Annotated in this window: 31 protein-coding genes; 15 read left to right on the top strand and 16 right to left on the bottom strand. The window is 63.3% G+C overall.

Translation table 11 applies throughout. The features are described 5' to 3' along the window. Positions 1-166 precede the first annotated feature (166 nt). From X265_RS18455 to X265_RS18435, 5 genes are all read left to right on the top strand, one after another. Positions 167-793, top strand: a complete 627-nt coding sequence (locus tag X265_RS18455) for a PilZ domain-containing protein (RefSeq protein ID WP_128966099.1) — start codon at positions 167-169, stop codon at positions 791-793. Between the two features lie 102 nt (positions 794-895). Further along, entirely contained in the window at positions 896-1,138 is a 243-nt protein-coding gene (locus tag X265_RS40550) for a hypothetical protein (protein ID WP_164938660.1), read from the top strand. Between the two features lie 250 nt (positions 1,139-1,388). Beyond that, complete coding sequence (locus X265_RS18445; RefSeq protein ID WP_128966098.1) at positions 1,389-2,429, top strand: PrsW family glutamic-type intramembrane protease; 1,041 nt, start codon at positions 1,389-1,391, stop codon at positions 2,427-2,429. Between the two features lie 71 nt (positions 2,430-2,500). Beyond that, positions 2,501-3,079 carry an HdeD family acid-resistance protein gene (locus X265_RS18440; RefSeq protein ID WP_128966097.1) on the top strand — a complete coding sequence of 193 codons (579 nt, stop codon included), beginning with the start codon at positions 2,501-2,503 and terminating at the stop codon, positions 3,077-3,079. 235 nt (positions 3,080-3,314) lie between these two features. Next, entirely contained in the window at positions 3,315-4,400 is a 1,086-nt protein-coding gene (locus X265_RS18435) for a 3-deoxy-7-phosphoheptulonate synthase (protein WP_128966096.1), read from the top strand. Between the two features lie 64 nt (positions 4,401-4,464). Here the strand turns inward: X265_RS18435 and X265_RS18430 are convergent, their stop codons facing one another. From X265_RS18430 to epmA, 3 genes are read right to left on the bottom strand one after another with little or no spacing between them, the layout of a single operon-like run. Then, entirely contained in the window at positions 4,465-4,713 is a 249-nt protein-coding gene (locus tag X265_RS18430; protein ID WP_128966095.1) for a hypothetical protein, read from the bottom strand. 45 nt (positions 4,714-4,758) lie between these two features. Then, complete coding sequence (locus X265_RS18425) at positions 4,759-5,853, bottom strand: lysine-2,3-aminomutase-like protein (RefSeq protein WP_128966094.1); 1,095 nt, start codon at positions 5,851-5,853, stop codon at positions 4,759-4,761. Next, positions 5,850-6,902, bottom strand: coding sequence for an EF-P lysine aminoacylase EpmA (gene epmA, locus X265_RS18420; protein ID WP_128966093.1), 1,053 nt, complete (start codon positions 6,900-6,902; stop codon positions 5,850-5,852). The genes X265_RS18425 and epmA overlap by 4 nt, the downstream gene beginning before the upstream one ends. A 162-nt stretch (positions 6,903-7,064) precedes the next feature. Between epmA and efp the strand changes: the two genes are divergently transcribed. Together efp and X265_RS18410 are read left to right on the top strand one after the other, a co-directional pair. Continuing rightward, complete coding sequence (efp, locus tag X265_RS18415) at positions 7,065-7,631, top strand: elongation factor P (RefSeq protein WP_092301496.1); 567 nt, start codon at positions 7,065-7,067, stop codon at positions 7,629-7,631. A gap of 17 nt (positions 7,632-7,648) precedes the next feature. Beyond that, positions 7,649-9,274 (top strand): M23 family metallopeptidase, encoded by a 1,626-nt coding sequence (locus tag X265_RS18410; protein ID WP_128966092.1) that lies wholly within the window; start codon positions 7,649-7,651, stop codon positions 9,272-9,274. Positions 9,275-9,333: 59 nt separating this feature from the next. Here the strand turns inward: X265_RS18410 and X265_RS18405 are convergent, their stop codons facing one another. After that, complete coding sequence (locus tag X265_RS18405; protein WP_128966091.1) at positions 9,334-9,837, bottom strand: cupin domain-containing protein; 504 nt, start codon at positions 9,835-9,837, stop codon at positions 9,334-9,336. A gap of 21 nt (positions 9,838-9,858) precedes the next feature. Then, complete coding sequence (locus X265_RS18400) at positions 9,859-10,326, bottom strand: carboxymuconolactone decarboxylase family protein (protein WP_128966090.1); 468 nt, start codon at positions 10,324-10,326, stop codon at positions 9,859-9,861. A 54-nt stretch (positions 10,327-10,380) separates the two neighbouring features. Here X265_RS18400 and X265_RS18395 point away from each other — a divergent pair, with 54 nt between their 5' ends. Continuing rightward, the gene (locus tag X265_RS18395; RefSeq protein ID WP_128966089.1) at positions 10,381-10,911 is read left to right on the top strand and encodes a MarR family winged helix-turn-helix transcriptional regulator; all 531 of its coding nucleotides are present in this window, start codon (positions 10,381-10,383) and stop codon (positions 10,909-10,911) included. A 16-nt stretch (positions 10,912-10,927) separates the two neighbouring features. Here the strand turns inward: X265_RS18395 and X265_RS18390 are convergent, their stop codons facing one another. Together X265_RS18390 and X265_RS18385 are read right to left on the bottom strand one after the other, a co-directional pair. Then, on the bottom strand, positions 10,928-11,179 hold the full coding sequence (locus X265_RS18390) for a hypothetical protein (RefSeq protein ID WP_128966088.1): 252 nt from the start codon (positions 11,177-11,179) through the stop codon (positions 10,928-10,930). A 62-nt stretch (positions 11,180-11,241) separates the two neighbouring features. Beyond that, positions 11,242-11,496 carry a hypothetical protein gene (locus X265_RS18385; protein WP_128966087.1) on the bottom strand — a complete coding sequence of 85 codons (255 nt, stop codon included), beginning with the start codon at positions 11,494-11,496 and terminating at the stop codon, positions 11,242-11,244. Positions 11,497-11,621: 125 nt separating this feature from the next. On the opposite strand from X265_RS18385, the gene X265_RS18380 reads away from it, so the two are divergent. Then, entirely contained in the window at positions 11,622-12,851 is a 1,230-nt protein-coding gene (locus tag X265_RS18380; RefSeq protein WP_128966086.1) for a lytic murein transglycosylase, read from the top strand. Between the two features lie 6 nt (positions 12,852-12,857). On the opposite strand, the gene X265_RS18375 is transcribed toward X265_RS18380, so the two are convergent. The 3 genes from X265_RS18375 to recJ all read right to left on the bottom strand — a co-directional run bounded on the left by X265_RS18375 (position 12,858) and on the right by recJ (position 16,443). Continuing rightward, positions 12,858-13,652 carry an aldolase gene (locus X265_RS18375; RefSeq protein WP_164938659.1) on the bottom strand — a complete coding sequence of 265 codons (795 nt, stop codon included), beginning with the start codon at positions 13,650-13,652 and terminating at the stop codon, positions 12,858-12,860. A 96-nt stretch (positions 13,653-13,748) separates the two neighbouring features. Further along, positions 13,749-14,558 carry an SDR family NAD(P)-dependent oxidoreductase gene (locus tag X265_RS18370; protein ID WP_164938658.1) on the bottom strand — a complete coding sequence of 270 codons (810 nt, stop codon included), beginning with the start codon at positions 14,556-14,558 and terminating at the stop codon, positions 13,749-13,751. Between the two features lie 43 nt (positions 14,559-14,601). Further along, entirely contained in the window at positions 14,602-16,443 is a 1,842-nt protein-coding gene (gene recJ, locus X265_RS18365; protein ID WP_164938657.1) for a single-stranded-DNA-specific exonuclease RecJ, read from the bottom strand. Positions 16,444-16,717: 274 nt separating this feature from the next. Between recJ and X265_RS18360 the strand changes: the two genes are divergently transcribed. After that, the gene (locus X265_RS18360) at positions 16,718-17,794 is read left to right on the top strand and encodes a methyl-accepting chemotaxis protein (RefSeq protein WP_128966082.1); all 1,077 of its coding nucleotides are present in this window, start codon (positions 16,718-16,720) and stop codon (positions 17,792-17,794) included. A 516-nt stretch (positions 17,795-18,310) separates the two neighbouring features. Beyond that, a complete protein-coding gene (locus tag X265_RS18355; RefSeq protein WP_128966081.1) occupies positions 18,311-18,871 on the top strand; it encodes a serine hydrolase in 561 nt (186 codons plus the stop codon). A gap of 257 nt (positions 18,872-19,128) precedes the next feature. On the opposite strand, the gene X265_RS18350 is transcribed toward X265_RS18355, so the two are convergent. After that, the gene (locus X265_RS18350; RefSeq protein WP_128966080.1) at positions 19,129-19,338 is read right to left on the bottom strand and encodes a hypothetical protein; all 210 of its coding nucleotides are present in this window, start codon (positions 19,336-19,338) and stop codon (positions 19,129-19,131) included. A 466-nt stretch (positions 19,339-19,804) separates the two neighbouring features. On the opposite strand from X265_RS18350, the gene X265_RS18345 reads away from it, so the two are divergent. Next, positions 19,805-21,196, top strand: a complete 1,392-nt coding sequence (locus X265_RS18345; RefSeq protein ID WP_128966079.1) for a serine hydrolase domain-containing protein — start codon at positions 19,805-19,807, stop codon at positions 21,194-21,196. 166 nt (positions 21,197-21,362) lie between these two features. Then, a complete protein-coding gene (locus tag X265_RS40545) occupies positions 21,363-21,518 on the top strand; it encodes a hypothetical protein (RefSeq protein ID WP_164938656.1) in 156 nt (51 codons plus the stop codon). An 87-nt stretch (positions 21,519-21,605) separates the two neighbouring features. Here the strand turns inward: X265_RS40545 and X265_RS18340 are convergent, their stop codons facing one another. After that, positions 21,606-22,970 (bottom strand): IS1182 family transposase, encoded by a 1,365-nt coding sequence (locus X265_RS18340; RefSeq protein WP_128966078.1) that lies wholly within the window; start codon positions 22,968-22,970, stop codon positions 21,606-21,608. A 311-nt stretch (positions 22,971-23,281) separates the two neighbouring features. Here X265_RS18340 and X265_RS18335 point away from each other — a divergent pair, with 311 nt between their 5' ends. Continuing rightward, a complete protein-coding gene (locus X265_RS18335; RefSeq protein WP_128966077.1) occupies positions 23,282-23,494 on the top strand; it encodes a hypothetical protein in 213 nt (70 codons plus the stop codon). Positions 23,495-23,541: 47 nt separating this feature from the next. Here the strand turns inward: X265_RS18335 and X265_RS18330 are convergent, their stop codons facing one another. Further along, positions 23,542-23,883 carry a response regulator gene (locus tag X265_RS18330; protein WP_128966076.1) on the bottom strand — a complete coding sequence of 114 codons (342 nt, stop codon included), beginning with the start codon at positions 23,881-23,883 and terminating at the stop codon, positions 23,542-23,544. A 169-nt stretch (positions 23,884-24,052) separates the two neighbouring features. On the opposite strand from X265_RS18330, the gene X265_RS18325 reads away from it, so the two are divergent. After that, positions 24,053-24,259: a hypothetical protein gene (locus X265_RS18325; RefSeq protein ID WP_128966075.1), complete on the top strand. Its 207-nt coding sequence runs from the start codon at positions 24,053-24,055 to the stop codon at positions 24,257-24,259. A gap of 7 nt (positions 24,260-24,266) precedes the next feature. Here X265_RS18325 and X265_RS18320 read toward each other — a convergent pair whose 3' ends face one another. The 3 genes from X265_RS18320 to X265_RS18310 form a co-directional block, all read right to left on the bottom strand. After that, positions 24,267-24,494 carry a DUF6894 family protein gene (locus X265_RS18320; protein WP_128966074.1) on the bottom strand — a complete coding sequence of 76 codons (228 nt, stop codon included), beginning with the start codon at positions 24,492-24,494 and terminating at the stop codon, positions 24,267-24,269. Between the two features lie 166 nt (positions 24,495-24,660). Next, complete coding sequence (locus X265_RS18315) at positions 24,661-24,882, bottom strand: hypothetical protein (RefSeq protein WP_128966073.1); 222 nt, start codon at positions 24,880-24,882, stop codon at positions 24,661-24,663. 108 nt (positions 24,883-24,990) lie between these two features. Beyond that, positions 24,991-26,001, bottom strand: coding sequence for a L,D-transpeptidase family protein (locus tag X265_RS18310; RefSeq protein ID WP_128966072.1), 1,011 nt, complete (start codon positions 25,999-26,001; stop codon positions 24,991-24,993). Positions 26,002-26,069 lie beyond the last annotated feature (68 nt).

Here is a 26,069-nt window from a genome sequence, read left to right as displayed (position 1 = left end):
AAGCCGCCGCGCACACCGGGACGTTTTGTCGCCGCCCTCCCGGCACACCACCGCCCTGTCCATTTACCAGAAATTTACCCCTGCTCCTGAGTCCCGGTATCATTTGCTTAGAATTTGATTGCTACCGTGGAATTACGGAAACAATCAGAAGCACAATTTAGCGCCCATGTCCGTCGCAGAGTTCCTGAGGCAGCGCGCAGTGGAAGTCAGCGTGGACGGCAGCTATTCGCTGCATCGCTGGTACGATTGCGAGGGAAAGCTGCGAAATTTCGCGTGCCGCACCAAGCGCGTTTCGCCGTTCCGCATGATCGTGGACGTGCCGGTCGTCGGCAAGATCGGCGAGCGCGTGACCTCCTATTTCCAGGACTTCGGCGAATTCCAATGCACCATCAGCGCGACGCTCAAGTCGGGTTTCCTGATGGAGCTCGACATGACGCGAGCGCGACGCGCCTGGATGTCGGAAAAACTGACCTGGCTCGAAAAGAAGCAGAAGGACGACAGCATCCGGGAGCTGCGGCGCGACGCGCGCTTCGTCCCCCAGGCCTCGCACACCGTCCTGACACTCGCCGACGGCAGCAGCCATTCCTGCTTCATCATCGACGTCTCCACGGCCGGCGTCGCGATCTCCTGCGAATACGATCCGCCGATCGGAACGGCTCTGGCGGTCGGGGCCTGCGTCGGGCGCGTCATCCGCAAATTCGACAATGGCTTTGCCGTGAAGTTCGCCGAGAAGCAGCAGCGCGACGAGCTCGTGCGCTTGATCGTCCGCTCGGCCGTGCCGCAACCGGCTTGAGCCCCACCCAACGCCGCCCTACCGCCGCCCCATTGCAGGATCAGCCTTGAAACGTTCGCGCCGCAGCCGGGCGCTCTAGCTGACTTGCGATCGGGGGACCGAATGGCAGTCAACAAAATTACCTGGGACAGGGTCGGCCGGGTCACCGAGCCCGGGCGCTACATGTACACGTTCGGCTGGCTCACCATCACAGCCGGCGACCTCGATATCTGGAAGCAGTACCCGCAAGCCGCATTCACTTTGCTTGCGCACCATCCCGAGCCCGACGCGACCGTCGGCGAGGAATTCCATCTCGGCGCTTTCGACATCGCGCCCGACGCCCCGCCGCCCCTTTCTACCCATTGAATCCAAAAAGCCCCCCGTAATTCGTTGATCCAACTCGGCAATCGCTTCCCGTCAGCGTGGCGGCGATTGCTGCCATGGATGACGAAAAGGCTCCGTCACGCACTTGATTGCGCTTGCATTCTGCCCGAATGACCGGGATTGATGAACGCTGGCTGTCCCGCTTGTTAATCGACGGGACAGCGAGCGCATGACAGATGGTCGCATCGGGAGACGTAGATAAGCAGACCAGGGGAACCTATTTTCGGCGCCGATGTACCTGATTGAAGCGTTACCCACTGTCATCGGAACGGCCGCCATCGCCCCGGCGCTGCTGATGCTGTGGCTCGTCATCGCCGCCGAGGAACGGCCGGGGCCGCCGACGCAGGTTTGGACTGCGTTCCTGCTCGGTGCGGCCAGCATCTCGCTGCTGGGCCTTGCACGCGCCCCCTTCGCCAAGATGGTCGCCTCGCCCGATAACCCATGGGCGGCGCTGGCCATGCATTCGATCTTCGGCGTCGCGTTACCGGAGGAAGCGGTCAAGGTCATCGCCATCGTGCTGGTCTCCTCGACCAAGCGGCGGACCTTCGCCAATCCGATGGATACCGTGGTCTACGGCGCCGCCGTCGGGCTTGGCTTCGCCGCCTACGAGAATCTCGCTTATCTCGTGCAGCATGCCGAGATGTGGCGCTCGCTGGCGGCCTTGCGCAGCGTGCTCACTGTGCCGTTCCATGGTGCACTCGGCATCATTGCCGGCGCTTACCTCACGATCGCGCGTGCCGGCACCGCACTGGGCGCGAACCGCCGCCATCGCGACTGGGCCCGTCTCTCCAGTCGGCTGTTGATGCTGGCAGGCCCGCTGGCGTTGCATTCGGCCTTCGACTTCCCGCTGCTCACCCTGCAACAGATGCCGGATCTCGATCCGACACTGCGGATGTGGCTGGGCGGCGCGAGCCTGCTGATCGGCTTCAGCTCGATCGCTTTCGCAATTCGCCTGGTCCGGCGCGTCGCTCGCCATCACGCGCCCCGGACCGACGTCGCACGGGAGCGGCTCAGCCAGTTGCGGCGGATGTGGGCACTGCTGCTCGCCGGCGGCGGCGTCGGCTTCCTCGGCCTGGCCTTCGTGCTGACCTCGATCCATCACTGGCTAGTCAACCCCGAGCGCAATCTGACATTGGCCTTGATCCCGATCGGGCTCACCTCCATCCTGCTCGGCCTTGCCCTTCTGATTGTCACAACGGCGATCTACATTCTTGGCCGCAACCGTATCCGGACCAGCGCGGAAGGCTTTTCCTCGGCACCCGGCGGCGGGTAAGCTCGCGGGATGGCGAGCGCACCGCGCGCATACTAGATTGAGCACACGCCCGTCGATCTTGGAGCCTGCCAATGACATCGCCCGACGAATTTTCACGATTGCAATCCGCGATGAGCGAGGCAGTCAAGGCGCATTGGAAAGCATTTCTGTTCGAGGGCATCCTGCTCGCCATCCTCGGTGTTGCCGCACTGGTCCTGCCGCCGCTCGCAAGCCTTGCGACCGCGATCTTCCTCGGCTGGATGTTCCTGATCAGCGGCATCGGCGGACTGATCGCAACCTATTGGGCGCGCCACGCACCGGGCTTCTGGTGGTCGCTGATCTCGGCGGCCCTCGCAACGCTGACGGGCATGCTCCTCCTGGCCCGCCCGATGCAGGCCGTGCTGACACTCACCATCGTGCTCGGCGCCTACTTCCTCGCCGAGGGCGTCACCACCATCATGTATGCGCTCGAGCACCGTCGCGAGCTCAGCGGCCGCTGGTCGTGGCTCCTGGTCTCTGGCCTGGTCGACATCGCGATCGCGTTCATGGTGATCACGGGATTGCCGAGCTCGGCGGAATGGGCCGTCGGCGTGCTCGTCGGTATCAATCTGCTGTTCGGCGGCGCCACCCTGATCGGCATGGCTCTGGCGGCGCGCAAAAGCAACAGTTGAGCTGCCTCGAAGTCCCTCGCGCCGAGTGGGGGGGTGACAAGGCGCCAACGGCGCGCTATATGGCCTTTCATGATCACCATCGCCACCAGCTACTTTTGGTACTTTAGCTACGACAGCTCGCTGGCGGCAGGAGGATCGCGCTCAATCTGAAATATTGAAGCAAACGTCCGAACAGCCGCCAGACCTGGCGGCTTTTTTATTGCCGGCAGGTTCTCGAAACAGACAGGAGCCCGCCGTGCTGAGCACGACCGACGATCTTCGTATCCGCGAACTGAAAGAGCTGAGCACGCCGGAGGATGTGATGCGGGAAGTCCCGCGCACCCTCACGGCCACCCGCGTGGTGATGGCAGCCCGTAACGCCATTCACGCCATTCTCAATGGCCAGGACGACCGGCTTCTGGTCGTGGTCGGCCCCTGCTCGGTGCATGATCCCATGGCTGCGCTCGACTACGCCGAGCGTCTTGCCAAACTGCGTGAGGACCTCGCCGATCAACTCGAGATCGTGATGCGGGTCTATTTCGAGAAGCCGCGCACCACGGTCGGCTGGAAGGGACTCATCAACGATCCCGATCTCGATGGCAGCTTCGACATCAACAAGGGCCTGCGGCTCGCGCGCAACGTGCTGTCGGCCATCAACAATCTCGGCCTGCCCGCCGGCACCGAATTCCTCGACATGACGACGCCGCAATACATTGCGGATCTCGTCTCCTGGGCCGCGATCGGCGCACGCACGACCGAGAGCCAGATTCACCGCGAGCTGGCTTCGGGCCTGTCCTGCCCGGTCGGCTTCAAGAACGGCACTGATGGTAATGTTCGTATTGCCGCGGACGCGGTGAAATCGGCCTCGCATCCGCATCATTTCATGGCCGTCACAAAACTCGGCCGCTCGGCGATCGCCTCGACCGCGGGCAACGAGGACTGTCACATCATCCTGCGCGGCGGAGCTAAGCCGAACTTCGACGCGGCGAGCGTCGCGGCGGCCTGCAACGAGCTGGCGAAATCCGGCGTCGCGCCGCTGGTGATGGTGGATGCGAGCCACGCCAATTCGAGCAAGAAGCCGGAGAACCAGCCGCTGGTCATGACCGACATCGCGGGCCAGATCTCCGGCGGCGAGAGCCGCATCATGGGGGTGATGATCGAGAGCAACCTGGTCGCCGGCCGCCAGGACGTCGTGGCGGGCAAGCCGCTTTTGTACGGCCAGAGCATCACCGACGGATGCATCGATTGGGCGACCACGGCAGGCGTACTCGATCAGCTCGCCGATGCGGTCGAAATCCGCCGCAACGCTGCGCGCGCCGGACGACACGAGCGCTCCGCATAGAACGCGGTGTAAGGCGGGCGGGGCGATGCTGTTCGCGCCCTGCCCGCCGCTGCGAATTATCGCTCTAGCAGCCGCGGCAGATGCTCTTGATCTTCTTGTCGAGCAGAGCGTCTTCCTTGTTCACTGGATTGTTTGGATCCAGAGTCTTCTCGCTCGGCACATCGCCCGCGCGCGGCTGGCGATGACCGACAGGGGCCTGCGGCAACGTTCCCGACGTGGCCCCGCCCGAGGGCGATCCCTTGGTGGCGGGTTGGGCAATCGCCATACCGCCGAGCAAGACCACGAGCGATGCTGCCATCATGATCTTCTTCATCTTCGATCCTCCATTCCTCAAGCCCGACGTCTCCTCCGCGACCACTCAGGTCTCGGGCGGATAGAAATGAACGTCGCCGCAATAGTCGATGATACGATAGCGCGTTTCCGTCACCGCATCACCCGCATCGGCTGCGGTATTTTGCGCCGCCGACACATAATTTGGCCCCACGGGCGATTTGCCGGCGCCCCCGGGGATATCGATCACGTATTCCGGCTGACACAGTCCTGACACCCGTCCGCGCAGCTCCCGCATCAAGTCCTGTCCACGCGCCAGCGTCGTTCGCAGATGCGCGGTGCCGGGCGCCAGATCGCCATGATGCAGGTAGTACGGCTTGATCCGGCACTCGACGAAGGCCCGCATCAAATCCGACAGAGCAGCGACGTTGTCGTTGACGCCGCTCAAAAGCACGGACTGGCTCACTATGGGAATGCCGGCATCGATCAGCCGCGCGCAGGCGGCGCGGGCCGACTCCGTCAGCTCGCGCGCATGGTTGGCATGCAGCGCAACCCAGGTGGTGGCGCCCTCGACTTTCAACGCAGCCACCATCTCGTCAGAGATGCGCAAGGGTTCAGCGACAGGCACGCGCGTGTGAAGACGGATGATCTTGACGTGATCGATCGCAGCGAGATCAGCCATGATCTCGCTCATCCGACGTGGCGACAGCATCAGGGGATCCCCCCCGGTCAGGATCACCTCCCAGATCTCGCTATGCGCACGGATATAGTCGACCGCCGCGCGATAGGCGCTGTCCGAGAGTGCGTTCTCCTTGCCCGGCCCCACCATCTCGCGGCGGAAGCAGAAACGGCAATAGACCGCGCAGACGTGAACGAGCTTGAACAGCACGCGATCGGGGTAACGATGCACGATCCCTGGAACCGGCGAATGTGGATGATCTCCGATCGGATCGGCGTCCTCGCCCGGTTGCATTTCCAGCTCCGCGGCCGTCGGAACGAACTGACGGGCGATAGGGTCGTCGGGATCAGAGGTGTCGATGAGTTCGACCAGCGCAGGTGTGATCGCAACCGCGTAGCGCGCAGCGACTCTCTCGAGCGAGGGCAGTAACGTCGCGGGCGCGAGGTCCGCGGCTACGAGCTCGGCCGGCTCACGCAATGTTCGTGCAAGATCGGCTTTCGTCATCTCTCACCCGCAGGCGGCGTCCACACCACCTGATCGATCCGTGTTGCGCCGCTTGCCAGCATCACCAGTCGGTCGAACCCGAGCGCGACGCCGCTCGCCTCCGGCATGGCGGCGACCGCGGCCAAAAAGTCCTCGTCCAGCGGATAGGTCTCGCCGTAACGGCGCTGCTTCTCCGTCATGGCCTCCATGAAGCGCTTGCGCTGCTCCTCGGCGTCGGTGAGTTCGCCAAAGCCGTTGGCGAGCTCGACTCCGCAGGCATAGACCTCAAACCGCTCGGCGACCCTGGGATCGCCAGCCTTCACCCGCGCCAGCGCCGCCTCGGGAGATGGGTATTCGAACAAAATGGTCAAACGCCCCTGCCCGAGATGCGGCTCGACATGCTCGACCAGGACCTTGCTGAAAATGTCCGACCAGGTGTCATCCTCGGCGATGCGGACTTTGCCGCCGGCCGCCTGGGCGAGCGCGGCACGGTTACCCTCGTTGCCCGAGATTGTCGACAGCAGGTCGATCCCGGCGAACCGGCCGAAAGCGCCCGCAACCGTCAGCAGTTCCGGTTCGGCGAAGGGGTCGGCGGTGCGGCCTCGGAACGAGAAAGTCCCGATGCCGGTTGCCTGCGCGGCCGTGGCGATGACGACCACCGTATCGGCCATGATGGCATCATAGGGGGTGTCGGCCCGGTACCACTCCAGCATCGTGAATTCGGGCAGATGCAGGTCGCCGCGCTCACGGTCGCGGAATACCCGGGCGAATTCGAAAATCCGCTCTTCCCCGGCTGCCAGCAGCTTCTTGCAGGCGAATTCCGGCGAGGTCCGCAAATACCGGCTGGCACGGCTGCCGTCTGGCCGCATGATCTCGGTCCGGGGCGCGTGCAGATGGGTCTCGTTGCCGGGAGAGACCTGGAGGACGGAGGTTTCGACCTCGACGAACCCCTGCTCGGCGAAAAAGCCCCTGATTGCCCCGGTGATGGCGCCCCTGGCCTGGAGGAAAGGCCGCCGGTCGAGGTGCCTCCCGGACGACCAGAACGGCGAGATTGGCTTGTCCCCAGCCATTAACCGACCGCCCCGCGAGCCAGCAAAGTGCTGGCATCCAACGGCAAAATCAGTATGTTGCGGCCCGAAACGGGCGCCGAGGTCTGATTTGAGGCCCCAAGTCCCCCATCGATTTGACCACGTCCTGGCCGGTGCCGGGCCAAGCAAGCAGGAAATATAGCTTTGAGAGTCATCGCAAGTTCTATTCGCAAAGGCAACGTGATCGAGCAAGACGGCAAGCTCTATGTCGTCGTGAGCGCCGAGAACATCCACCCCGGCAAGGGCACTCCGGTCAGCCAGATCGAAATGCGCCGAATCTCGGACGGGGTAAAGATCTCCGAACGCTACAAGACCACCGACCAGGTCGAAAAGGCCACGATCGAAGAGCGCAACTACACGTTCCTGTATGAAGACGGCGACGGCTTCCACTTCATGAACCCCGAGACCTACGATCAGGTCCAGGTTTCCAAGGACGTCGTCGGCGACGCGGCCGCCTATCTTCAGCCAGACATGACCGTCAAGCTGTCGTTGCACGACGTCAACGTCGTCTCGCTCGCGCTGCCGCAGCGCGTGACACTGGAAGTGGTCGAGACTGAGCCTGTGACCAAGGGTCAGACCGCCTCTTCCTCCTACAAGCCGGCCGTGCTCTCGAACGGCGTCCGCACCACCGTGCCGCCGCACATCTCCGTCGGCACCCGGATCGTGGTGATGACCGAAGACGGCTCCTACTCCGAGCGCGCCAAGGACTAAGCGAGAAATCAAAGCAGGTGCCGCCGGGGGGCGAGACAGTGGTTGGGAACAGGTTCCGCTTCGTCTCGCTGCTTCTGGCGTCGCTGTCGCTCTTGACCGTCACACCGCTGGCTGCGGACGAAATCCGCAGCCCGTCGCTCACGGCTCTGCGCGTCGATTGGCGCGCGGCGCTCGACCAGCTCCGTACCGAGATCAACAGTCGCCCTCAGGTCGCAGCCGATTTCACCTTCGTGCCGCGCCGTTCGGTGGCGCGCTTCGATCCCCGCGCGATGCCGGCACTGGTACAGCTCAACGCGGTTTCCTCCCAATTCTTCACCGGCATTACCCGCAGCCCGATTCCCGTATTGCTACCGTTCGATCCCGCCGCCTATCTCGAAGCGCAACGCAGCAGCGCTCCCGGCACGAAGCTCGCGGTGTCCCGCTACCAGGCCGATTTCGATCCCGTTGACATGTTCGACGCCGGCCCTGCCGGCTACAGCGCGACGTTTTCGCTCGAGCCTGGCGCCGGCGACGGCATGCCGACACGAACCTTTGCCAAACCGGTCGAAGTCCAGATCACGGGATCAGCGCTGGTCTACGACATTGCCGATCCCGCTGGCGGCAAGGGAGAGCCCGTCAAATCGCTTGCGACCACCTATCCCGACCTGCGCAAGTTCATCCGCGAAGGCTTTTTGCGCTACGCCTTCACGCGGTTCGGCGCCGCTTATGTCGTGTCGATCCAGTGCCTGGACAGCGTCGCAAAGCCGCGGCGACTTGCCTGCAAGGAGGCCTATCCCGTTGCCGAGCGCTTCCTGAAGGCGCTGCACGTGGCTGGCGGCCAGCGCATGCGGCCGCTCATGGACGTCTCCTCCGACTTGATCGATCGTCCTGCCGACCGGTCGACGGATTTCAGCTACAGGCCGAGCGGCGACATCATCCCGAACACCGGCTATCGCAAGCAGGGCGGCCACCCCGATGTGATGGCCTACGCCCAGATCCGCTTTCCCCTCGAGAAAGCGCCGGCCTTCGTGCATTCGCAATCCTACGCCAAGCGCGACAAGGCCGATGGGCCGACCGCCTATCCCTGGCGTGACAATTTCTGTGAGTCGCGCAGCTTCGAAGTGTGGCAGTGCGCCGGCGGCTATGGCCACCAGGGCGAGGACATCCGCGCCGCCAACTGCCCCTCCTCCGGAGACAATCACGAGCCCTGCGATCCCAGGCAGCGCAGCGTCGTTGCAGTACGCGACGCCGTCGTGATCCGCGCGCCCAGCGACCAGGCCGCGACGCTGGAGGTCAACAGCCGGACCGAGCACATCCGCTTCCGCTATATGCACATGAACCCGCACGCGTTGAACGACAGCGGCGTGCTCAATGGCCGCATCGTCAACGAAGGCGAAAAGATCGGCGTGGTCTCGAACTACCTCGATCATCCCGCCGGCACGTCGATGCATCTGCATTTCGACGTCCAGGTGTTCACCCGGGACGGCTGGATCTGGGTCAACCCCTATGCCACCCTGATCTCAGCCTATGAGCGTCTGATCCGGGCCCGTGGCCGCGAGATTGGCCCGGAGATCGCAAGCACCCCGCAGCCGGTCGCCCATGCGCTGCCTGAGGACGTGATCAAGCCCGACCTGCGCGAGGGATCGAGCAGCGAAGGCAATTGAGAACACAGTGCGATGGGTATCCCGGCTGATCGACGCAATATCCGGGATACCGTTGCCGACTATTCCAGGTAGGTCGTCAGCTGCGCGCCCTCATCGGCCACGAACACCGCGATCAATTCTGCGGGCTCCGTGGTGCTCGCGTTGGCCGAGACCAGATGTGTCGCACTTGGCGGCTCGAAAAAGGACTGACCGACACCAAACGTCTCGACGGGCCCGCCCCCCAGCTGAGAGCGGATCTCGCCTTTTGTGATGTAAGCAGTCACCGAGCCGGCATGCCGGTGCGGCCGCGAGAACCCGCCCGGGCCATAGAACACGCGCACGATGGTGACGCGCTTCCCCGGCACATTCGGCAGCGGGTAGGAAGCGATCGGCTCGACCTTGTCGAGCGGCGAGCTCTCCGCGGCCGTGGCACAGAGCGGCGCGAGTGCGCCTGTGACGGTGTCCATCGTCACAGGCAGCGCCTTGCCGATCGCGATCGCGCAGGCCAGCCCGCCGACGACGGCAAGCGCGACGGAGCGCAACGGCATTGGGCGCAGCGGCGTAGCCAAATTCGTGGCGGTCATCACAACCTCCCCTTGTTTAGATCAGGACGCCACGGGCGGTCGCTTCGCCGGCGTCCATTGGAAGGCTGCGCCAAACCGGTTCCAAACGTTGATCGAGGCAATTGCTGACGTCAGGTACATCAGCTCGGTCTCGGAGAACTCGCGCTGTACTTCCGCATACACCTCATCGCCGAAACCGTCAGGGAGCAGCGTCAGAGCCTCGGCCCAAGCCAGCGCCGCGCGCTCCCGCGCCGAGTAAATCGGCGCCTCGCGCCACACTGCCACAAGATGGAGCTTGTCGACCGGAACCCCGAGCCGCTCGGAGAGCAGGACGTGGTGCTGCACGCAAAAGGCGCAGCCATTGATCTGGGAGGCGCGCAGCTTCACAAGCTCGAGGAGCTGCTTGTCGAGACCGGCTTTGGCCGCGACCTGCCCCAGCGCCAGCACCAGATCATACGCATCCGGCGCGATCCTCTTGAAATCTTCGTATTCGCTGCGGGCATGTGACATTGCCGTTCACCTCGTGCTATTATAAGACTGCTTATATCTTATAAGAGCTCTTATATGACACGCAAGCCCGCCAGCATCACAAGATCGCAACCGCAGCGGAAAACGCCTGGCCCTGCAAACGACGGCCCGGTGCATGTTCCCGCCCCCGGCGAAGGCAAGCGCGGCGAGCAGGGTTATCTCGGCTATCTTTTGCGCCAGGCCCATGCCGCGGTTCGGCTGAAGATGGAACGCGCACTGGCCGATCTCGGCGTCACCTCGCCGCAATTTGCCGTGCTGACCATGCTGAATGCTTATCCTGGACTATCGGGTGCCGACGTCGCCCGGCTCACCTTCCTGACCCCGCAGACCGTCGGGGTGATCATCCGCAATCTTGCGCGCGACGGTGCGATCCTGATGACGCCCCATCCTGTCCACGGTCGCATTCAGCAATGGACGCTGACACCGCGCGGCGCGGCGCTGCTGAAAACCTGCCGGGAACGCGTGATCGCATTGGAGAAGCGTCTGGCCAGCGGCCTCGATGCCAAAGCGGAGGCAAGCATTCGCCGCTGGCTTGCCAATGTTGCGACGGAGTTACAGGAAGACTAGGCGAGCCCCGTCCTCCCTACCCCTCCTTCAAGACGTTCTTGACTTCGCCATCGGGCCAGCTTTCGCCGGCGGCGATCACGCGGACGCGGCTGCTGTCCATAGCATTGATCAGCACATGCGAACTCACCCGGTCGCCGCTCGACTCCAGGTACAAATCCGTTTCAGGCTTCCAGCTTAGGGTTGCTGCGAGATCGCCAGGGAAAATCCGCCAGCACGATCCGTCGTCGAGTTCGACGACATGGCTTTCCGCATGCGTGCGTATCTTCATTCAACCCCGAAGTCTTACCGAAGAAGGCGGGCCCCGGCATGCATGGCCGGGACCCTGCTCATTCAGTCGTTGTCGTGATGAATCACGGTCTTGCTGCGGTTACCGAACTCATCTTCCTTCTTGATCACAGTGGTGCGGTCGGCGGGCTGGCGCTCCTTGATGACAGTGGTCCGGTCGCGATCCCGGTCACGATACTCGTGGGACTCTCCGACCGTGACGCCGGCGCCGACCGGACCGACATGGACACCAACTTCGTCGGCCAACGCCGGCGCGGCGATAGCTGTGATCATGGCAGCGGCAAACAGATATTTCCTCATCTCGTTCTCCTCCAATCTCGTGCGAAGGGAATGCAGCAGTGCGACACTTTGTTCCGGGGGAACAGCTGTTCCGCGCGTTCCAGGAACCGGCTCCCAAGCGCCGTGTTTCCCGCTAGAATGGCTGCATGAGACACGTTGATTCCTCGACCCGTCGCACCCGCCGTGCCCTGCTTCAATCCGCGCTCGGTGCAGCCGCGCTGCTGACCCTCCCGACACGCGTCCTCGCCTCGCCTCCCGGCTTCGACGAATGGCGCGAGGGTTTTCGCGCACGCGCGATGGCCAAGGGCATTTCAGCTGCGACCTGGCAGCGCGCGATGGCGCGGGTCGAACCTGACATGAGCGTGTTCAAGCAGATGCGCAACCAGCCCGAATTCCACGAGCAGGTCTGGCAGTACATCAATCGCCGCGTCTCGGACTGGCGCATCATCAACGGCAAGATCGCGCTGAAGAACAACGAGGCATTGTTCGCACGCATCGAGCGCGATTTCGGCGTCGAGCGCGGCACGCTGCTGGCGTTATGGGGCGTGGAGTCGGCCTACGGCGATCCTCTCGTGCAGCAGAACCACATGACGCCGGTATTTCCTTCGCTGGCCGCCCTCGCCTGGAACGAGCCGCGCCGCAAGGCCTATTGGGAAGCCGAGCTGATCAACGCGTTGCGCATTGTCGACAAGGGCTGGAGCACGCCCGAGGAGATGCGCGGCTCCTGGGCCGGCGCGATGGGACATTCGCAATGGATGCCGGAGGTCTGGCTCAATGTCGGCATCGACTACGACGGCGACGGCAAGGTCTCGCCGTTCGGCAAGCCCGACGACGCGCTCGGCTCCACCGCAAAATATCTCGTCAACCGCGGCAAATGGCATCGCGGCGAGCATTGGGGCTACGAGGTGCGCGCGCCAAGCGAGATGAGCGGCAGCCGAACCTATGCGGCGTGGCAAGCGGCTGGTGTCACCCGCGCCGACGGCCAGCCCTTTCCGCAGCCGAACGCATCCGCACAGATGTGGACGCCGGTCGCAGGTGGGCCGACGTTGCTGCTGGGCCCGAATTTCTACTCGGTGAAGAGCTACAATCCCTCGATGAATTATGCGCTCGCGATCTGCCATCTCGGCGATCGCTGCCGGGGCGCGCCGCCTTTCATCCAGCCGTTCCCCGGCTCCGAGCGCGTGCTGACGCTCGCCGAGGTCCAGGAGATGCAGACGCGGCTGACCAAGGCCGGGTTCGACACCGGCGGCACCGACGGCCGCGTCGGCAACGACACGATGAAAGCGATCAAGGATTTTCAGCTGCGGGCCGGGATCACGCCCGCCGACGGCTATGGCGGGCTAAAGGTGCTGGCCAAGCTGCGTCAGGGATCTTGAGCGGCTTCAGTGCCGATACTGCGGCTCGTCCGCGTCGAGCTGGCGGCGGATCGCGGCGAGATGCAGCCGCGCGGATTCGGAATCGCCCTCGCGCATCTGCTTGTAGGTTGCGGCGGCAATGGCAGGGTCGACCGGCAGCACTTTCCGTCCCGTCGACATCGCCAGCACCTGCACTTCGGCGGCGCGTTCGAGATAATAGAGATCGTCCCAGGCTTCCGCGATCGTCGGCGCCAGCACCATGACGCCGTGATGCTTCATGAAGACGATGTCGGCATCGCCCACGGCGGAAGCAATCCGCGCGCCTTCGCTGGCATCGAGCGCGAGACCGTTGTAATCGCGGTCGACTGCGGTGCGGCCGTAGAATTTCAATGCGGTCTGGCCGGCCCAGATCAAGGGATCGCCCTCGGTCATCGATAACGCCGTCGCGTAGGGCATGTGGGTGTGAAAGGCGACCTTCGCGCGCGGCAGGCGCTTGTGCATCTCGGCATGGATGTAAAAGGCGGTCGCTTCGGGCACGCCCTCGCCATCGAGCACGTTGCCATGGAAGTCGCAGATCAGGAGCTTCGACGCCGTCAACTCGCGGAAGGCGTAGCCGTAAGGGTTGACGAGAAAAAGATCGTCATGACCTGGCACCACCGCCGAGAAGTGGTTGCAGATGCCCTCCTCAAAACCGTTGCGCGCGGCCATACGGAAACAGGCGGCGAGATCCTCGCGCGCGGTGCGGATCGCTTCCGTGGCGAGGTCCGGCCGGTTCGAGCGGAATGGCGCGGCTGCCGAGGAAGAATGAAGACTGTGCGCCATGGCGAAGGACACCTTTGTCGGTCGGAGATTACCGACGTTGTACAGGGGCTGCGCCTGCGCGTCAGCCCCTGCGGCTGCCACCCTGCCTTGCGCAGCTCACGCGCGCCGCGGCACGCCGCCGGCGTTCATGCCGCCATCGATGACGAGCTCGCTGCCGGTCACATAGCGAGAGGCATCGGAGGCCAGATACAGCACGCCGGAGGCAATCTCCGCCGCCTGCCCGGCGCGGCCGAGTGGGGTTGCAATCCTGGCCCGCTCCTCGGGATCGATCGGAGCGTTCTGACCTGCGCCGGCGGCGCCCGTGGGGATCTTGCCCCAGATCGGCGTATCGATGATGCCGGGATGGACCGAATTGACGCGGATACCGTCGCCGACAGCTGCGCACTCCATCGCGATCGATTTGGCGAACAGCCGGACGCCACCCTTGGTGGCCGAGTAGGCCGACAGGCCGGGCGCGCCGCGCAGCCCCGCGAGCGAGGACATCATGACGATCGAACCGCCGCCATGCTTGCGCATCAAAGGCAGGCAATGTTTCACCGAGAGAAACACGCCATCCAGATTGATCGCATTCTGCTTGCGCCAGTCGGAGAGCGCCATCTCGGTGATCGAGGGCACCGCAATGCCGATGCCGGCATTGGAGACCATGATGTCGAGCCGGCCGTAGCGCTTGCCGATCTCGGCAACGATCTCGATCCAGCGCTCCTCGCTGGTGACGTCCTGCTCCAGGAAGACCGCGTTGCCGCCGGCTTTTGTGACGCGCGCGGCGAGTTCGGGCCCGCGCAATTCGTCGATGTCGGTGATGACGACGGTCGCGCCTTCGCGCGCGAACAACTCGACGATAGCCTCGCCGATGCCAGAGGCGCCGCCCGTAACCAGCGCGATCTTGCCTTCAACCTGCCCTGCCATGTTCACTCCCTTTCTTTTTTCTTGTTTCAGCTGTTCCAGGTCGTCATCTAATCACGGATGGCCCTTGGTCCGGAAGCGCGACGTCGATGACGCGAAACTGCACGCGCTCGGCACCCTGATAGCGATCGACCGACAGGGAGCCCGCGACATGCAGTTGCTGCCCGCGATTGGCGAGCAATGCATTGCCGAGCTTTTGCCCGACCGAACGGAACGCGATGCCATTGACGATGGCGCCGTCGCCAGACTTGAAGCGAAGGCGCAAATGCGCCTGCCCGACCTCGTCGGCGAAGACCAGTTGATGCGCCGGCAGCGCCAGCACCGGCTCGGGATTACCGCTGCCGAAGGGACCGGCGCGATTGAGCGTGGCCGCAAGCTCCGTCGTGACCGCACGCGCCGAAACTGCACCGTCGATGTAGAGCTCGTTGACATGGCGTGCCTCGGCGACATCCTGCGCCAGGGCGTTCTCGAGATAGGCGCGAAATTCTGCGAGCTTCTCTTTCCGCAGCGTCACGCCCGCGGCCATCGCGTGTCCGCCGCCCTTGAGCAGAATCCCGTCGGCGACCGCTTGCCGAACCACCCTGCCGAGATCGACGCCGGCGATGGAGCGGCCCGATCCGGTGCCGATGCCGCCGGGCTCCAGCGCAATCGCAAAAGCCGGCCGTGAGAACTTCTCTTTTAGCCGCGAGGCGACGAGGCCGACCACGCCGGGATGCCAGCCTTCGGACGCGGTGACGATGACACTGAGCTTGTCCTCTAGCCCGATCGAAGCCAGTGCCTCGGCTTCGGCCTGCGCTTCGGCCGCCTGCTCGATCACGCGGCGTTCGCTGTTGAGGCGGTCGAGCTCAGCCGCGATGCGGGCAGCCTCGACGCTGTCGCCTTCCAGCAGCAGCCGCACGCCGAGATCGGCCCGGCCGATACGGCCGCCGGCATTGACGCGTGGCCCCAGCATGAAGCCAAGATGCCAGGCCTCCGGCGGTCCGTTCAATCGCGCCACATCCATCAGCGCGGTGTGGCCGACATGGTCGCGCCGCCGCATCGCGATCAGCCCTTTGGCGACGAAAGCGCGGTTCAGGCCGATCAGAGGCGCGACATCCGCGACGGTGCCGAGGGCGACGTGATGGAGCATGCCGAGCAAATCGGGCTCGGGCATTTCCGCGGTCCAGAAGCCGCGCTGGCGCAGCTCTCTGTTGACCGCGACCAGCGTTACCAGCACGAGACCGACGGCGGCGAGATGACCGAGTCCGGAGAGATCGTCGAGCCGGTTCGGATTGACCAGTGCGTCCACCTCCGGCAGGTCGGTACCGGCCTGGTGATGGTCGATCACAACCACGGACATGCCGAGACGCTTGGCCTCGGCCAGCGGCTCGATGCTGGTGGTGCCGCAATCGACCGTGACGAGCAGCGTGGCGCCCTTGGCCGCCAGCCCGCGCACGGCTTCGACGTTGGGGCCGTAGCCCTCGAAAATGCGATCGGGAATGTGGATCAGCGGATCGAGTCCGCAATGGCGCAGGTGCCAGGCGAGCAGCGCCGCCGAGGTGGCGCCGTCGACGTCGTAGTCGCCGAAGATCGCGACCTTCTCGCCCTTGGCGGCCGCATCGGCGATGCGCTTTGCGGCGGTCTCCATCTCCGTGACCGTGAACGGATCCGGCATCAGCTTGCGGATCGTCGGATCGAGGAAATCAGGCACGGCATCGATGTCGACCCCGCGGCCGGCCAGCACCCGCGCCAGCAATTCGGGTAATTGGTGACGCTGCACGATGGCGAGCGCCGTGGCGGCGCCGCGCCCGTCCAGCCGGTCGCGCCAGAGCTTGTCGGTCAGCGAGCGCGCCACGCCCAGGAAAGCCTGGGGCATTTCGACGGGCAAGGCGGTGGCGGGTGGCGTCATGATTCGAGGGTTCAAGTGATCCGGGGCGTGCCGGCGGCGCGATGGCCGCATCCCGCGGGATTCGGCGGGAATCCTCGGCCATTTGCAATGTCACTGGCCCAGAAAGCGGTGGATTGCCGAAATGCCGAGCGAATTGACTACCATTTGAGCAGCTGGGCGGACAGCAAATTAAGTGGGCGTTAGCCGGAATCTTCGAAAACGAGTCGTATTCGATCTGTAAGCCCTTGTTCCCAGTTCATTGCAGATCAGACCTCATTGCCAAGGGAAGTCCCCGATGTCTGCTGCGCTGGGTCTGAAAACCAAACCTGTTACCACCGAACCGGCGGACGATGATTCCGACGTTTCCGCGCTGATCAACCGCCTGACCGCGGAGGTCAACCAGATCGCGGTCGACAAGACGAAATCGATCCAGCAGATCACCAACCAGATGAAGATGCTGGCGCTGAACGCGCTGATCGAGAGCTCGCGGGCCGGCGCACAAGGCGCGGGCTTCGCCGTGGTGGCGCAGGAGGTGCGCGGCGTCGGCCAGCAGGTCGAGACCATCGCGCGGGAGCTCGAGACCCAGCTGACGAAACGCACCGGCGATCTCGTCGCCTCGATCGAGCGGATGAGCCAACGCTCGCGCGGCGAGCGCATGATGGACCTGTCCCTGAACGCCGTCGAGTTGATCGACCGCAATCTCTATGAGCGCACCTGCGACGTGCGCTGGTGGGCGACGGATTCCGCAGTGGTCGATTGCGCGGCCTCGCCGGTGCCGGCGGCTGTCAGCTATGCCTCGCAGCGGCTCGGCGTCATCCTCGGCGCCTACACGGTCTATCTCGACCTCTGGCTCTGCGACCTCGACGGCAACGTCATCGCCAACGGCCGCGCGGATCGTTTTCGGGTCGTCGGCCAGAACGTCGCCCAAACCAAATGGTTTCGCGAGGCGAAGAGCTTGCGTTCCGGCGACGACTATGTCGCCGGCGACGTTGAGAACCAGCCGCTGCTCGGCAACGCGCAGGTCGCGACCTACTGCGCCAGCGTCCGTGCGGGCGGCGAGGCCCACGGCGCCCCGATCGGCGTGCTCGCCATCCATTTCGACTGGGAGCCGCAGGCGCGCGCCATCGTGCAAGGCGTCCGCGTCGGCGACAATGACAAAGCCCGCGTGCTCCTGGTCGACTCGAATTTTCGCGTGATCGCTGCCTCCGACGGCCAGGGCATTTTGAGCGAGCGCATCGCGCTGTCGCTGAACGGCCAGCGCTCCGGCTTCTACCACGACAGGTCAGGCACGATGATCGCCTTCCATGCAACGCCGGGCTACGAGACCTATCGCGGGCTCGGCTGGTACGGCGTGATCGTTTGCGGGGCGTGAGCCCGCGCCGGCCGCGCTTTACGAAAACAACCCCATGCACAGTAGCCGGACCGTTGCGGCGACAAGCTTTTTCGAGCGCCGTCGTTGAACACGTCGGCACAAGGCGCAGCAAGCCTTAGCTGATGGCGACGACCTGATGCGACAAGATCCCGCCGGCGGGACGTTTGACACGTCGGGCAAAACACTGGCAAACTAGCATCATCGCGCCATGTGTGAGAGCAACGTCGGTGCACCGCCGAGAGAGCCTGCACCGACGGCGCCTCGGGCGCGAATGATCCCTCGCCGCTCCCTTGAAACCAAGCCTGTGCAAGCCGATGATTTTCCGGAGTCGCCCCGTCGTCTCTAAGGAATGGGCGAGCGGTCATACGACCGAATACGAGCTTGTGAGCGTGACGAAAAATGGCGAGCCCAAGCGTGCGGTCTTTTGCTCAGCCGGCGACGGCTTGGCTGACCAGCCGGTCTGCCCAAGATGGGCGAAATAGGAGATCTACTTACGGCAATCTCTGAGGGGACGTCGTGTCGGCGCCGCAATATTCCCGTCGCAAGGCTGTGTCATCGCTGGCTGCTACGAGCATAGAAGCCGACGTGCTCGGCATGGTGCTTCACGGTGCGGTCAACAAGTCAGCGTCTGACTATCTGCGCGAGAAAGTATGGGAACCGATCGGCGCGGAAGCGGATGCCAACTGGCTGGTAGACGCAGAGGGATTCGAACTGGGGCACTTTGGCTTCAACGCCGTTCTGCGCGACTACGCCCGGCTAGGACGCTTGCTGGCGCATGATGGCGCATGGGATGGCAAGCAGATCGTACCGACGCAATGGATGATCGATGCGACCACCGTTCGCGCTTCGGATGACTATCTGCGACCCAGCGTGGCGACGAACAGATTTGGCTACGGTTACCTCGTGTGGCTGTTTCCCGGTGAGAGGCGGCAGTTCGCGTTGTTGGGATTCAAGGGCCAGTATATTTGCGTTGATCCGACCTCTAAAGTCGTCATGGTGCACACTGCAATTGAGGACCCGGTCCATCGAGGCGAACCATGGGCTCTGTGGTCGGCACTGGTCGATCAGCTGGGCTGATAATAGCTCAGGACAAGCTCGACATCGACCGCTTCGGGTGAACCTCTGTCGTGGGAGCACCGCCCGACAACGGCCGGTCGTGCCTCCGACTGCCGGCGATGACCTGGCGGTCCTGTCTGCGTCGCGATATCTGACGGACGTGCGAAAAGCAGAAAACTCCCGGATCGTGAGATCCGGGAGTTCCGACGCTTCGTCTTGTTCAGTGCGGAAGGCCCGATTCACTTCGACGCCTAGCGCTCCCGCCTCGTGACGTGACCCTAGGCCGGAGAGCAGTTCGAGTAAGAGCCGCCTCCGGACTTGCCCACCGAACCATCCGGATGAGCAATCGTGCTTGGAGGAAGCTGCGAGGTGCCACCGCAGAAGAGGACGCCGTAGAACGCGCTCATCGCGGCGGCGACGCCAGGATTATCGATGTTCTTCATACCACCGCAAACAGCCGCAAGTTCATCGTGACTTAGCTTCTTCATCGTTCAACTCCTTGGTCGAAGATATGCCCGGACCTGACTTCGATTCACCGATATGTCCGCCTAGCTTCCGATGTGGCCGGCCGCATATCCTGCATGAGTCATGAGTACTTATCCTTGGCTAGGGAACGGGTGTTCCGGCTAGGACCGGATGAGCGCTATCTTGCGTTCCGAAAACGCGTTCATCTGTGTTTCATGTCACGGATGCCGAGCATGCCTTTGATGACCTGGTGATCTCAATCCGTGTTCCACCTCGGTCGGCAGCGGCCACATCAGTCGGGAAGTCGCCATCGTCTGACAGCCGGCATTCGAGCAAATGTCGCGGACGGTCGCGAAGGGCCAACAAGAGACCTCACTATGAGAATCCGTCGGCCGGAATCAAGGAAAATACTTCAATATGCGTTCTGCCCAGCTCCGTTCATGCGTATCATGCTGCGATCAGGTCGAGCTCGCAGCGCGTGGGGATCCAATGCATATTCGCCAGATTGTTTTCGCCGTCGTGCTGCTCGGCGCTTTGGTTCGGTTCGGGCCCGCCACGGCTGAAGATGGCTTTCCAGCAGCGGAGTGGCAGCGCGTCAGCCCTGCGGAATTGGGCTGGTCAGGGACCGAATTGGCCCAGGCGCGATCTTTTTCGGATCAGATTCGCTCGAGCGCGGTCGTGATCGTTCAGCACGGAAAGGTGGTGGCCGAGTGGGGCAATACGACGAAGCCAATGGAAGTCGCTTCAATCCGCAAGAGCCTGCTCGGCGCGCTGATCGGCATCGCCGTGTCGGATCACCTGATCGACCTCGACAGCACGCTTGGCAAACTCGGCATCGACGATAATCCGCCAGGCCTGACCGAGATCGAGAAGGGCGCGACGGTGCGCGAACTGCTCGAAGCTCGTTCCGGGGTCTACCACGCGGCGCTCTATGAGACGCCGGGCAATGCCAAGATGCGACCGCCGCGCGGCAGCCACCTGCCCGGCAGCTTCTGGTACTACAACAACTGGGACTTCAACGCGCTCGGCACGATCTACGAGCACGCAACCGGCACCGGCATCTTCCAGGCGCTCGACCAGAAGATCGCAAAGCCAATCGGCATGCAGGACTACCGGCCACAGGACGGCAGCTACATCCGCGGCGAAGCGTCTATCCACCCCGCCTATGAGATCCGCATGAGCGCACGGGACCTGGCGCGCTTTGCGCTTCTCTATCTGCACAAAGGCAATTGGGCCGGACACCAGATCGTGCCGCAGGAATGGGTAGAAGAGAGCACGCGCAGCCATTCGAAAGCGTCCCCCCTGCCGGGCTATGGCTATCTCTGGTGGATCGGTTTTCTGGGCGGTGCCGTTGCGCCTACGGTCGCTTTGCCGGAGGGCAGCTTTTTGGCCCAAGGTGCCGGCGGCCAGTACGCCTTGGTCGTGCCCGCGCTCGACCTCATCGTGGTCCATCGCGTCGACCGCGACACGCCCTTCACCGAACCTTCTTTTCGGAGTATCGGCAGGCTGTTCTGGCTGATCCTGAAGGCCGAGGGTTATGATCCGGGACCCGATGCCTCGCTCACCGCGGCGACCGGCGAACGACCGACAGGCGAGACCCTGGCCGCAAAATTCCGGGGCAAGACGATCAGCTTCGGTCCCAAGCTCAGGAATGGTCCGCTCACAATGCAGTTCGAGCCCGACGGCCGGATGACTTATCCGCACTGGGACGAGGCCTTCGGACCTGCCGCCGGGACATGGACGGCCGCGGACGATAAGCTCTGTATCCTGAACCCGGATGCCAGACGTCGCTGCTACCTTCCAGTGCTGAACGGTGAACGGGTCGAGTTGTTCGATCAGCTTGGAGTCATGCAAATCGACGGGGTGGCGCTGCGTCAGTGATCTGCATGCAGGGGTCGGCTCGCGATGCGTTCCACAAGGACATCGCGGGGCAGCGCAAGTTGCTGGAAAAGCTGCGCCGCGAGATGAACTCGTTGCGACCTAACTTGGCTTAATGCGGCCCGTCTAACATTTGTTGTAGTCTTCGCTACCCGCGGGAGCGACTACGATGAGTAATTCAGACGAGACGCTGAAGCCCGCTCCTCGGTGCGAGGATTGCCAAACCGCGATGCGCTTTCGGGCAAGCCTGTTCGATCCTCGCAAAAACGGTCACGTCAGGATCTACGACTGCCCGACCTGCAAGCGGCTGTACTGGAAAGAGTAGGGCCGCCTCACTTGGCGGCCTCAGACCGCTGACAAACCCCGTCGATTTTTCGGCGGGTTTTTTGTTTGGAGAAGGCTTGAGGCCGGTTTAGGCCGGAGCATGCCGAGGGGTGAGAGCGAGGGCGATTTTTTTGATGTTCTGGGCGGCGGCGGCGAGCAAGCATTGGCCGGTGACGGCAAGCAGGCCCCGGAAGCGGGCGTAGCGGTGACCGTGAAGCTGCTTGGCGTCGGCGAAGGAACGCTCGACGGTCTCTTTGCGGCGTTTGTAGATGCGTTTACCCCAGGGGGTGAGCCGATGGGCATCGGTGCGTTCGCGCGCGTCGGCCCAGACATGGCGGATGATCAGACGGGTGGCATTGCTGCTCGATGTGCAGGAGGCCAGCAACGGACAAGCCCGGCAGATCGCCGGCTCGCTCTTGTAGTGGCGGTAGCCTGTGCGGTCGGTTGTGGCATAGGCCAGCAGTTGACCTTTCGGGCAGCGGTAGCCGTCCACAGCCGCGTCGTAGTGGAATTGGCTGCTCGCCATCATGCCTGAGCGCGGCGGGGTTGGGCGGCGATAGCCGGTGACCCCGAGAATGCCGCGTTGCTCCAGGCCCTGAGCGATGCCTGAGGTAGCGTAGCCAGCATCGAGCCCGACGGCGCCGACGTCAAAGTCAAAGCGCTCTCGCTGGCGGTCAAGCCTGCCCAGATAGACGATCGAGTCGTGCACATTGGCAGGCGTGGCATAGGTATCTGTGATGATGCCGAGCCGGCCGTCGACGGTGCGATGGTCGAGATAGAAGAAGCCCTTCGGCTTGCCCTCGCGCACCATGTAGCCGGCATCCGGATCAGTTCGGGAGACCTTGGTCTCTTTCTCGACTGGCTGGCGCGCCTTCTCTTGCAGGGGCTTTTTGCCGTGGGCTAGCCGATCTTCCTCGATCGCCGCGTCGAGCGCATCCCAGTAATCGGCGCGCGATTTGGCAACCACCGCTGTATCGTAGCGGTTCTTGTTGGCGTTGGCCTTGAGGTGGGTCGAGTCGGTATACAGCACTGTGCCATCGACCAGCCCCTTGGTGATCGCCTGCTCCACGACGGCATCAAAGATGTCCTGCGCAACGGCCGTGTCGTTGTAGCGCCGCCGCCGGTTCTGGCTCAGCGTTGAGGCGTCGAACACCGGATCGGTCAGCTTCAGCCCCAAAAACCAGCGGTAGGCGACGTTGACCTCGATCTCTCGTACGAGCTGCCGTTCGGAGCGAATGCCGAACAGGTAACCAATGAACAGCGCCTTGAACATCAAGGTCGGATCCAGCGGTGGGCGGCCATTGTCCGGGCAATAAAGCCCTGCAACCCGATCGTGGATAAAGGAAAAATCGATCACCGCATCGATCTTGCGAAGCAGGTGATCCTTCAGAACCAGACCGTCGAGACTGACCATCTCCAGCTCGGTCTGTTGCGGCGAGGGTTTGCGAAGCATCCCTCAATGAATCAAAAGTCCCCGCCAATGGCGAGGACTTTGTCAGCGGTCTGGGGCCGCCTCACTTGGCGGCCTCTTCTTTGGATTTGCAATGGCGGAAGAGCATTCACGCACGACTACCCTAGCATGGTACGCCAGAGTGAAAAAACCGAGGGCGTGACGATTTGGCACTCGGAGTCCGTTGACTGCCAACCGTAAAGATAGAAATGTATTTACATCATCGCCCTGCCCGTGGCTTCTTTCGGTGACAGAGAGACCGTTGTGCTCCCGCCTCCTTAACGCGCGGAGCAACGCCGATGCCGATTTCATGTTTGATCGCGAACATCGACCTCACCCACGAACAGCAACACGTTCTCGAACTGGCCTTTCGCCAGGCCTTGCGCAAGCTCGACCTGGTCGACCGGAACGATCCGATCTGTGAACTTGTGGCGAAGAAGATGGTCGACATTCACAGTCGCGGCGTCACCAACGCCATTGCGTTGGCCGAGCTTACAATCAGGGAAATCGGCCTGCCGAAGCAGTGACTGCGAACGAAATCGGCTCTGCTACGCTGGCAATTGCGTCGAGACGCTTACGACAACAGCGCGGCCAAGCTCTCAAGCTCTTCAATCGGGAATGGCTTTCGCAGAACGGGATGATCTTTGAACGCCGCCGGTATTCCGTCCGCACCGTATCCGCTGGCGAACACAAACGGAATACGCCTGCTTTGCAGTGCCTCGGCGATAATTTCAGAGCTGTCCTCGCCAAGCTTCACGTCCAGGATGGCCGCTTCGATGCCGGATGCAGACGCAAGCATCAGACCAGTTGCGAGATCGCTGGCCTCACCCGCCACGGAATGACCGAGCTCCACCAGCATATCGGCAACCATCATGCGGATAAGGGGCTCGTCTTCAACCAAGAGCACCGAAGCCATGGCACTGGTCCACAACCGAGATCCTGTTCAGGACGGGCGGTGCGACGCCTCCCCCAAGGGTCATTTCGACTGAGCTCGTTCCGCCAGCGGAACTTAAGAGCACCTCAGATGTTCCCTTGTCAGGGTATGACCCCACGTACGGGCGGGACTCAGCGTGGGAGGACTTCGCATGCGTCGGCGTGTTAAGCACACCAAGAGTTTCAGGGAACGCCTACTGGACGAGGCGGCGCGATACCGCGAGGCCGCCGAACGCCTGGAACCGGGCACCGAGCGGGAACTCCTGATGAGGCGGGTTTACCAAGCCGAGAAAGCAGCGCAGATCAGCGATTGGCTTGCCAAGCCAAACGCTCCCCCGCCTCGCTCGGCGGTCTTCTGAAGATCACCTAACTCTGCTTGGCACTGATTTCGATCCGATAGATCGGCTTGCGGGAAGCATCAGTCACTTCCAGGCTCCATTCCTGACCTGGGCGGAACCGGCCGTCTATGTCCTTGAATAGTTCGCCAGCATAAGAGGTGGCCTCGCGCCAGGCAGCCTCGTCGTCGGGCAACTCCTCGCCTTCGCAATCGAAGCTGGGCTGCACATTGCGGACATTGAAGAAGTACCTCGGCATGCGTCTACAACGTGAACACCGCAACCGGGTTTCGACGAGAGGGATTGAACTGGCGTTTCCATTCTGATCGCCCAGGGACCTTCAACATAACACTGTCGTTTGAATCGGCTGGCTTGGCGCCGAGCTGGCTCGCGGCCCCGGCCCATCGAGCGCCTTTGCTTGCGGCTCACGTCGGCTGCTTTCCGGCGAGACCCTGAGCAGGCTCGCCGATGTCCCGTTGCGGCGCGTGCGAGACCATGGGTGGCGTTGGCGGCTTCATCGGAGTCTCGATCGCCTTGCGTGCGAAGTTCCGCGCACGATGCTCGATGGTGAGCTGGCCCGCCACCAGCATGATGCCGGCGCAGAACAGCGCAAGGCTGACCGTCACGAGGTCACGATAGTCATCCATTGATGTTGCCCACCCAAACCGTCGGAACAGAAAACGTCGCCTTTCCCGCTCTGTTCCACGACATCTGTTGCGATGAATAGCTCAGCCGCCCGCGTTCTCGCCTGAGCCTCAACTTGTGCCCTCGACGAAGACGACCGGCGTGCCCTTCGAGACGCTCGCGGCCACGCGCTGCGCATCCCAATTCGTCAGTCGCACGCAGCCGTGCGATTGGCCCTTGGAGATATTTTGCGGGGACGGTGTGCCGTGGATGCCGTAGCCGTCGGCGGAGAGGTTGATCCACACCGTCCCGACGGGATTGTTCGGGCCGGGCATGATCTTGAAGGGTTTGCGGGCATGAACGCCCTTGAAATGATAGGCGGGATTGTAGCGGTAGGTCGGGTTTTGATCGATCTCGGTGACCTTCAGCGTGCCCGATGGCGACGGCTTCTCCTCGCTGCCGACGCTCGCCGGATAGAAGCCGATCAGCGCGTTCGACTTGTCGAACAGCTTGACGGTCTGCCTGACCTTGTCGACCTCGACCCGTTCGCCCTTGACGGGAGCGGTGCCGCCGTCGCTGGTATCGACCACGGCAATGGTCTCACCGGCGCGATCGAAATGGCGCCCCGGATTGAGCGCTGCCAGCAGCTGCTCGCTCATGTGAAACTTCTCGGCCAATGCCTCGCGCGGGCTGGTGTAGCCGAGTTTCGGAATGTCCTTCATGTCCTCCATCTTGGCCGGAAGCTTGCGCAGGAACGGACCTGCGACGTCCTTGTCGGTGATGGTGTAGGTGGTCGTCGGCGGCCGATCGTCCGTCTGCAGCGCCTTCCAGAGATCATCGGTGACCTCGTCGGAAGCCGCCAATTGCCGCGCTTCCGCAAAAGCGCGTAGCGCTTTCCTGGCGTTCTCGCCGAACTTGCCGTCGATCTCGCCCGGCGAGAAATGGGCCCGGTCCAGCAGAACCTGCAGGTGCACCCCCGCCGGGGTCGGCTTGTCCTTCGAGAGGGTCTTCTTCGATGGCTGGGCTGACGCGATGGCGGCCGGATCCATCCCGGCGGCGAGCCCCGGGGTGGCCGTCAAGGCGAGCAGCGTGACGGCAAATGCAATCTTCGCGGCCGCGCGCAGCGGCCTCGCCTCGGCCATGGTCCAGCTCCGACGTCGGAAACGTTCGTCTGAGTGGCAACTCGGCTCGGCGGCGGAAGTTTCCAGTT

This window comes from Bradyrhizobium guangdongense (assembly GCF_004114975.1).
In the GTDB taxonomy this organism is placed as follows: Bacteria; Pseudomonadota; Alphaproteobacteria; order Rhizobiales; family Xanthobacteraceae; genus Bradyrhizobium; species Bradyrhizobium guangdongense.
The sequence above is the reverse complement of the archived record's forward strand: the minus strand, read 5'-3'. Positions and strand labels throughout refer to the sequence as shown.

Excerpts from the sequence above, each read along its gene's own strand:
- X265_RS18455 (WP_128966099.1), top strand. The coding sequence starts at position 167 with ATGTCCGTCGCAGAGTTCCTGAGGCAGCGCGCAGTGGAAGTCAGCGTG.
- X265_RS40550 (WP_164938660.1), top strand. The coding sequence starts at position 896 with ATGGCAGTCAACAAAATTACCTGGGACAGGGTCGGCCGGGTCACCGAG.
- X265_RS18445 (WP_128966098.1), top strand. The coding sequence starts at position 1,389 with ATGTACCTGATTGAAGCGTTACCCACTGTCATCGGAACGGCCGCCATC.
- X265_RS18440 (WP_128966097.1), top strand. The coding sequence starts at position 2,501 with ATGACATCGCCCGACGAATTTTCACGATTGCAATCCGCGATGAGCGAG.
- X265_RS18430 (WP_128966095.1), bottom strand. The coding sequence starts at position 4,713 with ATGAAGAAGATCATGATGGCAGCATCGCTCGTGGTCTTGCTCGGCGGT.
- X265_RS18425 (WP_128966094.1), bottom strand. The coding sequence starts at position 5,853 with ATGACGAAAGCCGATCTTGCACGAACATTGCGTGAGCCGGCCGAGCTC.
- epmA (WP_128966093.1), bottom strand. The coding sequence starts at position 6,902 with ATGGCTGGGGACAAGCCAATCTCGCCGTTCTGGTCGTCCGGGAGGCAC.
- X265_RS18405 (WP_128966091.1), bottom strand. The coding sequence starts at position 9,837 with ATGACCGCCACGAATTTGGCTACGCCGCTGCGCCCAATGCCGTTGCGC.
- X265_RS18400 (WP_128966090.1), bottom strand. The coding sequence starts at position 10,326 with ATGTCACATGCCCGCAGCGAATACGAAGATTTCAAGAGGATCGCGCCG.
- X265_RS18395 (WP_128966089.1), top strand. The coding sequence starts at position 10,381 with ATGACACGCAAGCCCGCCAGCATCACAAGATCGCAACCGCAGCGGAAA.
- X265_RS18390 (WP_128966088.1), bottom strand. The coding sequence starts at position 11,179 with ATGAAGATACGCACGCATGCGGAAAGCCATGTCGTCGAACTCGACGAC.
- X265_RS18385 (WP_128966087.1), bottom strand. The coding sequence starts at position 11,496 with ATGAGGAAATATCTGTTTGCCGCTGCCATGATCACAGCTATCGCCGCG.
- X265_RS18380 (WP_128966086.1), top strand. The coding sequence starts at position 11,622 with ATGAGACACGTTGATTCCTCGACCCGTCGCACCCGCCGTGCCCTGCTT.
- X265_RS18375 (WP_164938659.1), bottom strand. The coding sequence starts at position 13,652 with ATGGCGCACAGTCTTCATTCTTCCTCGGCAGCCGCGCCATTCCGCTCG.
- X265_RS18370 (WP_164938658.1), bottom strand. The coding sequence starts at position 14,558 with ATGGCAGGGCAGGTTGAAGGCAAGATCGCGCTGGTTACGGGCGGCGCC.
- recJ (WP_164938657.1), bottom strand. The coding sequence starts at position 16,443 with ATGACGCCACCCGCCACCGCCTTGCCCGTCGAAATGCCCCAGGCTTTC.
- X265_RS18360 (WP_128966082.1), top strand. The coding sequence starts at position 16,718 with ATGTCTGCTGCGCTGGGTCTGAAAACCAAACCTGTTACCACCGAACCG.
- X265_RS18350 (WP_128966080.1), bottom strand. The coding sequence starts at position 19,338 with ATGAAGAAGCTAAGTCACGATGAACTTGCGGCTGTTTGCGGTGGTATG.
- X265_RS18345 (WP_128966079.1), top strand. The coding sequence starts at position 19,805 with ATGCATATTCGCCAGATTGTTTTCGCCGTCGTGCTGCTCGGCGCTTTG.
- X265_RS40545 (WP_164938656.1), top strand. The coding sequence starts at position 21,363 with ATGAGTAATTCAGACGAGACGCTGAAGCCCGCTCCTCGGTGCGAGGAT.
- X265_RS18340 (WP_128966078.1), bottom strand. The coding sequence starts at position 22,970 with ATGCTTCGCAAACCCTCGCCGCAACAGACCGAGCTGGAGATGGTCAGT.
- X265_RS18330 (WP_128966076.1), bottom strand. The coding sequence starts at position 23,883 with ATGGCTTCGGTGCTCTTGGTTGAAGACGAGCCCCTTATCCGCATGATG.
- X265_RS18325 (WP_128966075.1), top strand. The coding sequence starts at position 24,053 with ATGCGTCGGCGTGTTAAGCACACCAAGAGTTTCAGGGAACGCCTACTG.
- X265_RS18320 (WP_128966074.1), bottom strand. The coding sequence starts at position 24,494 with ATGCCGAGGTACTTCTTCAATGTCCGCAATGTGCAGCCCAGCTTCGAT.
- X265_RS18315 (WP_128966073.1), bottom strand. The coding sequence starts at position 24,882 with ATGGATGACTATCGTGACCTCGTGACGGTCAGCCTTGCGCTGTTCTGC.
- X265_RS18310 (WP_128966072.1), bottom strand. The coding sequence starts at position 26,001 with ATGGCCGAGGCGAGGCCGCTGCGCGCGGCCGCGAAGATTGCATTTGCC.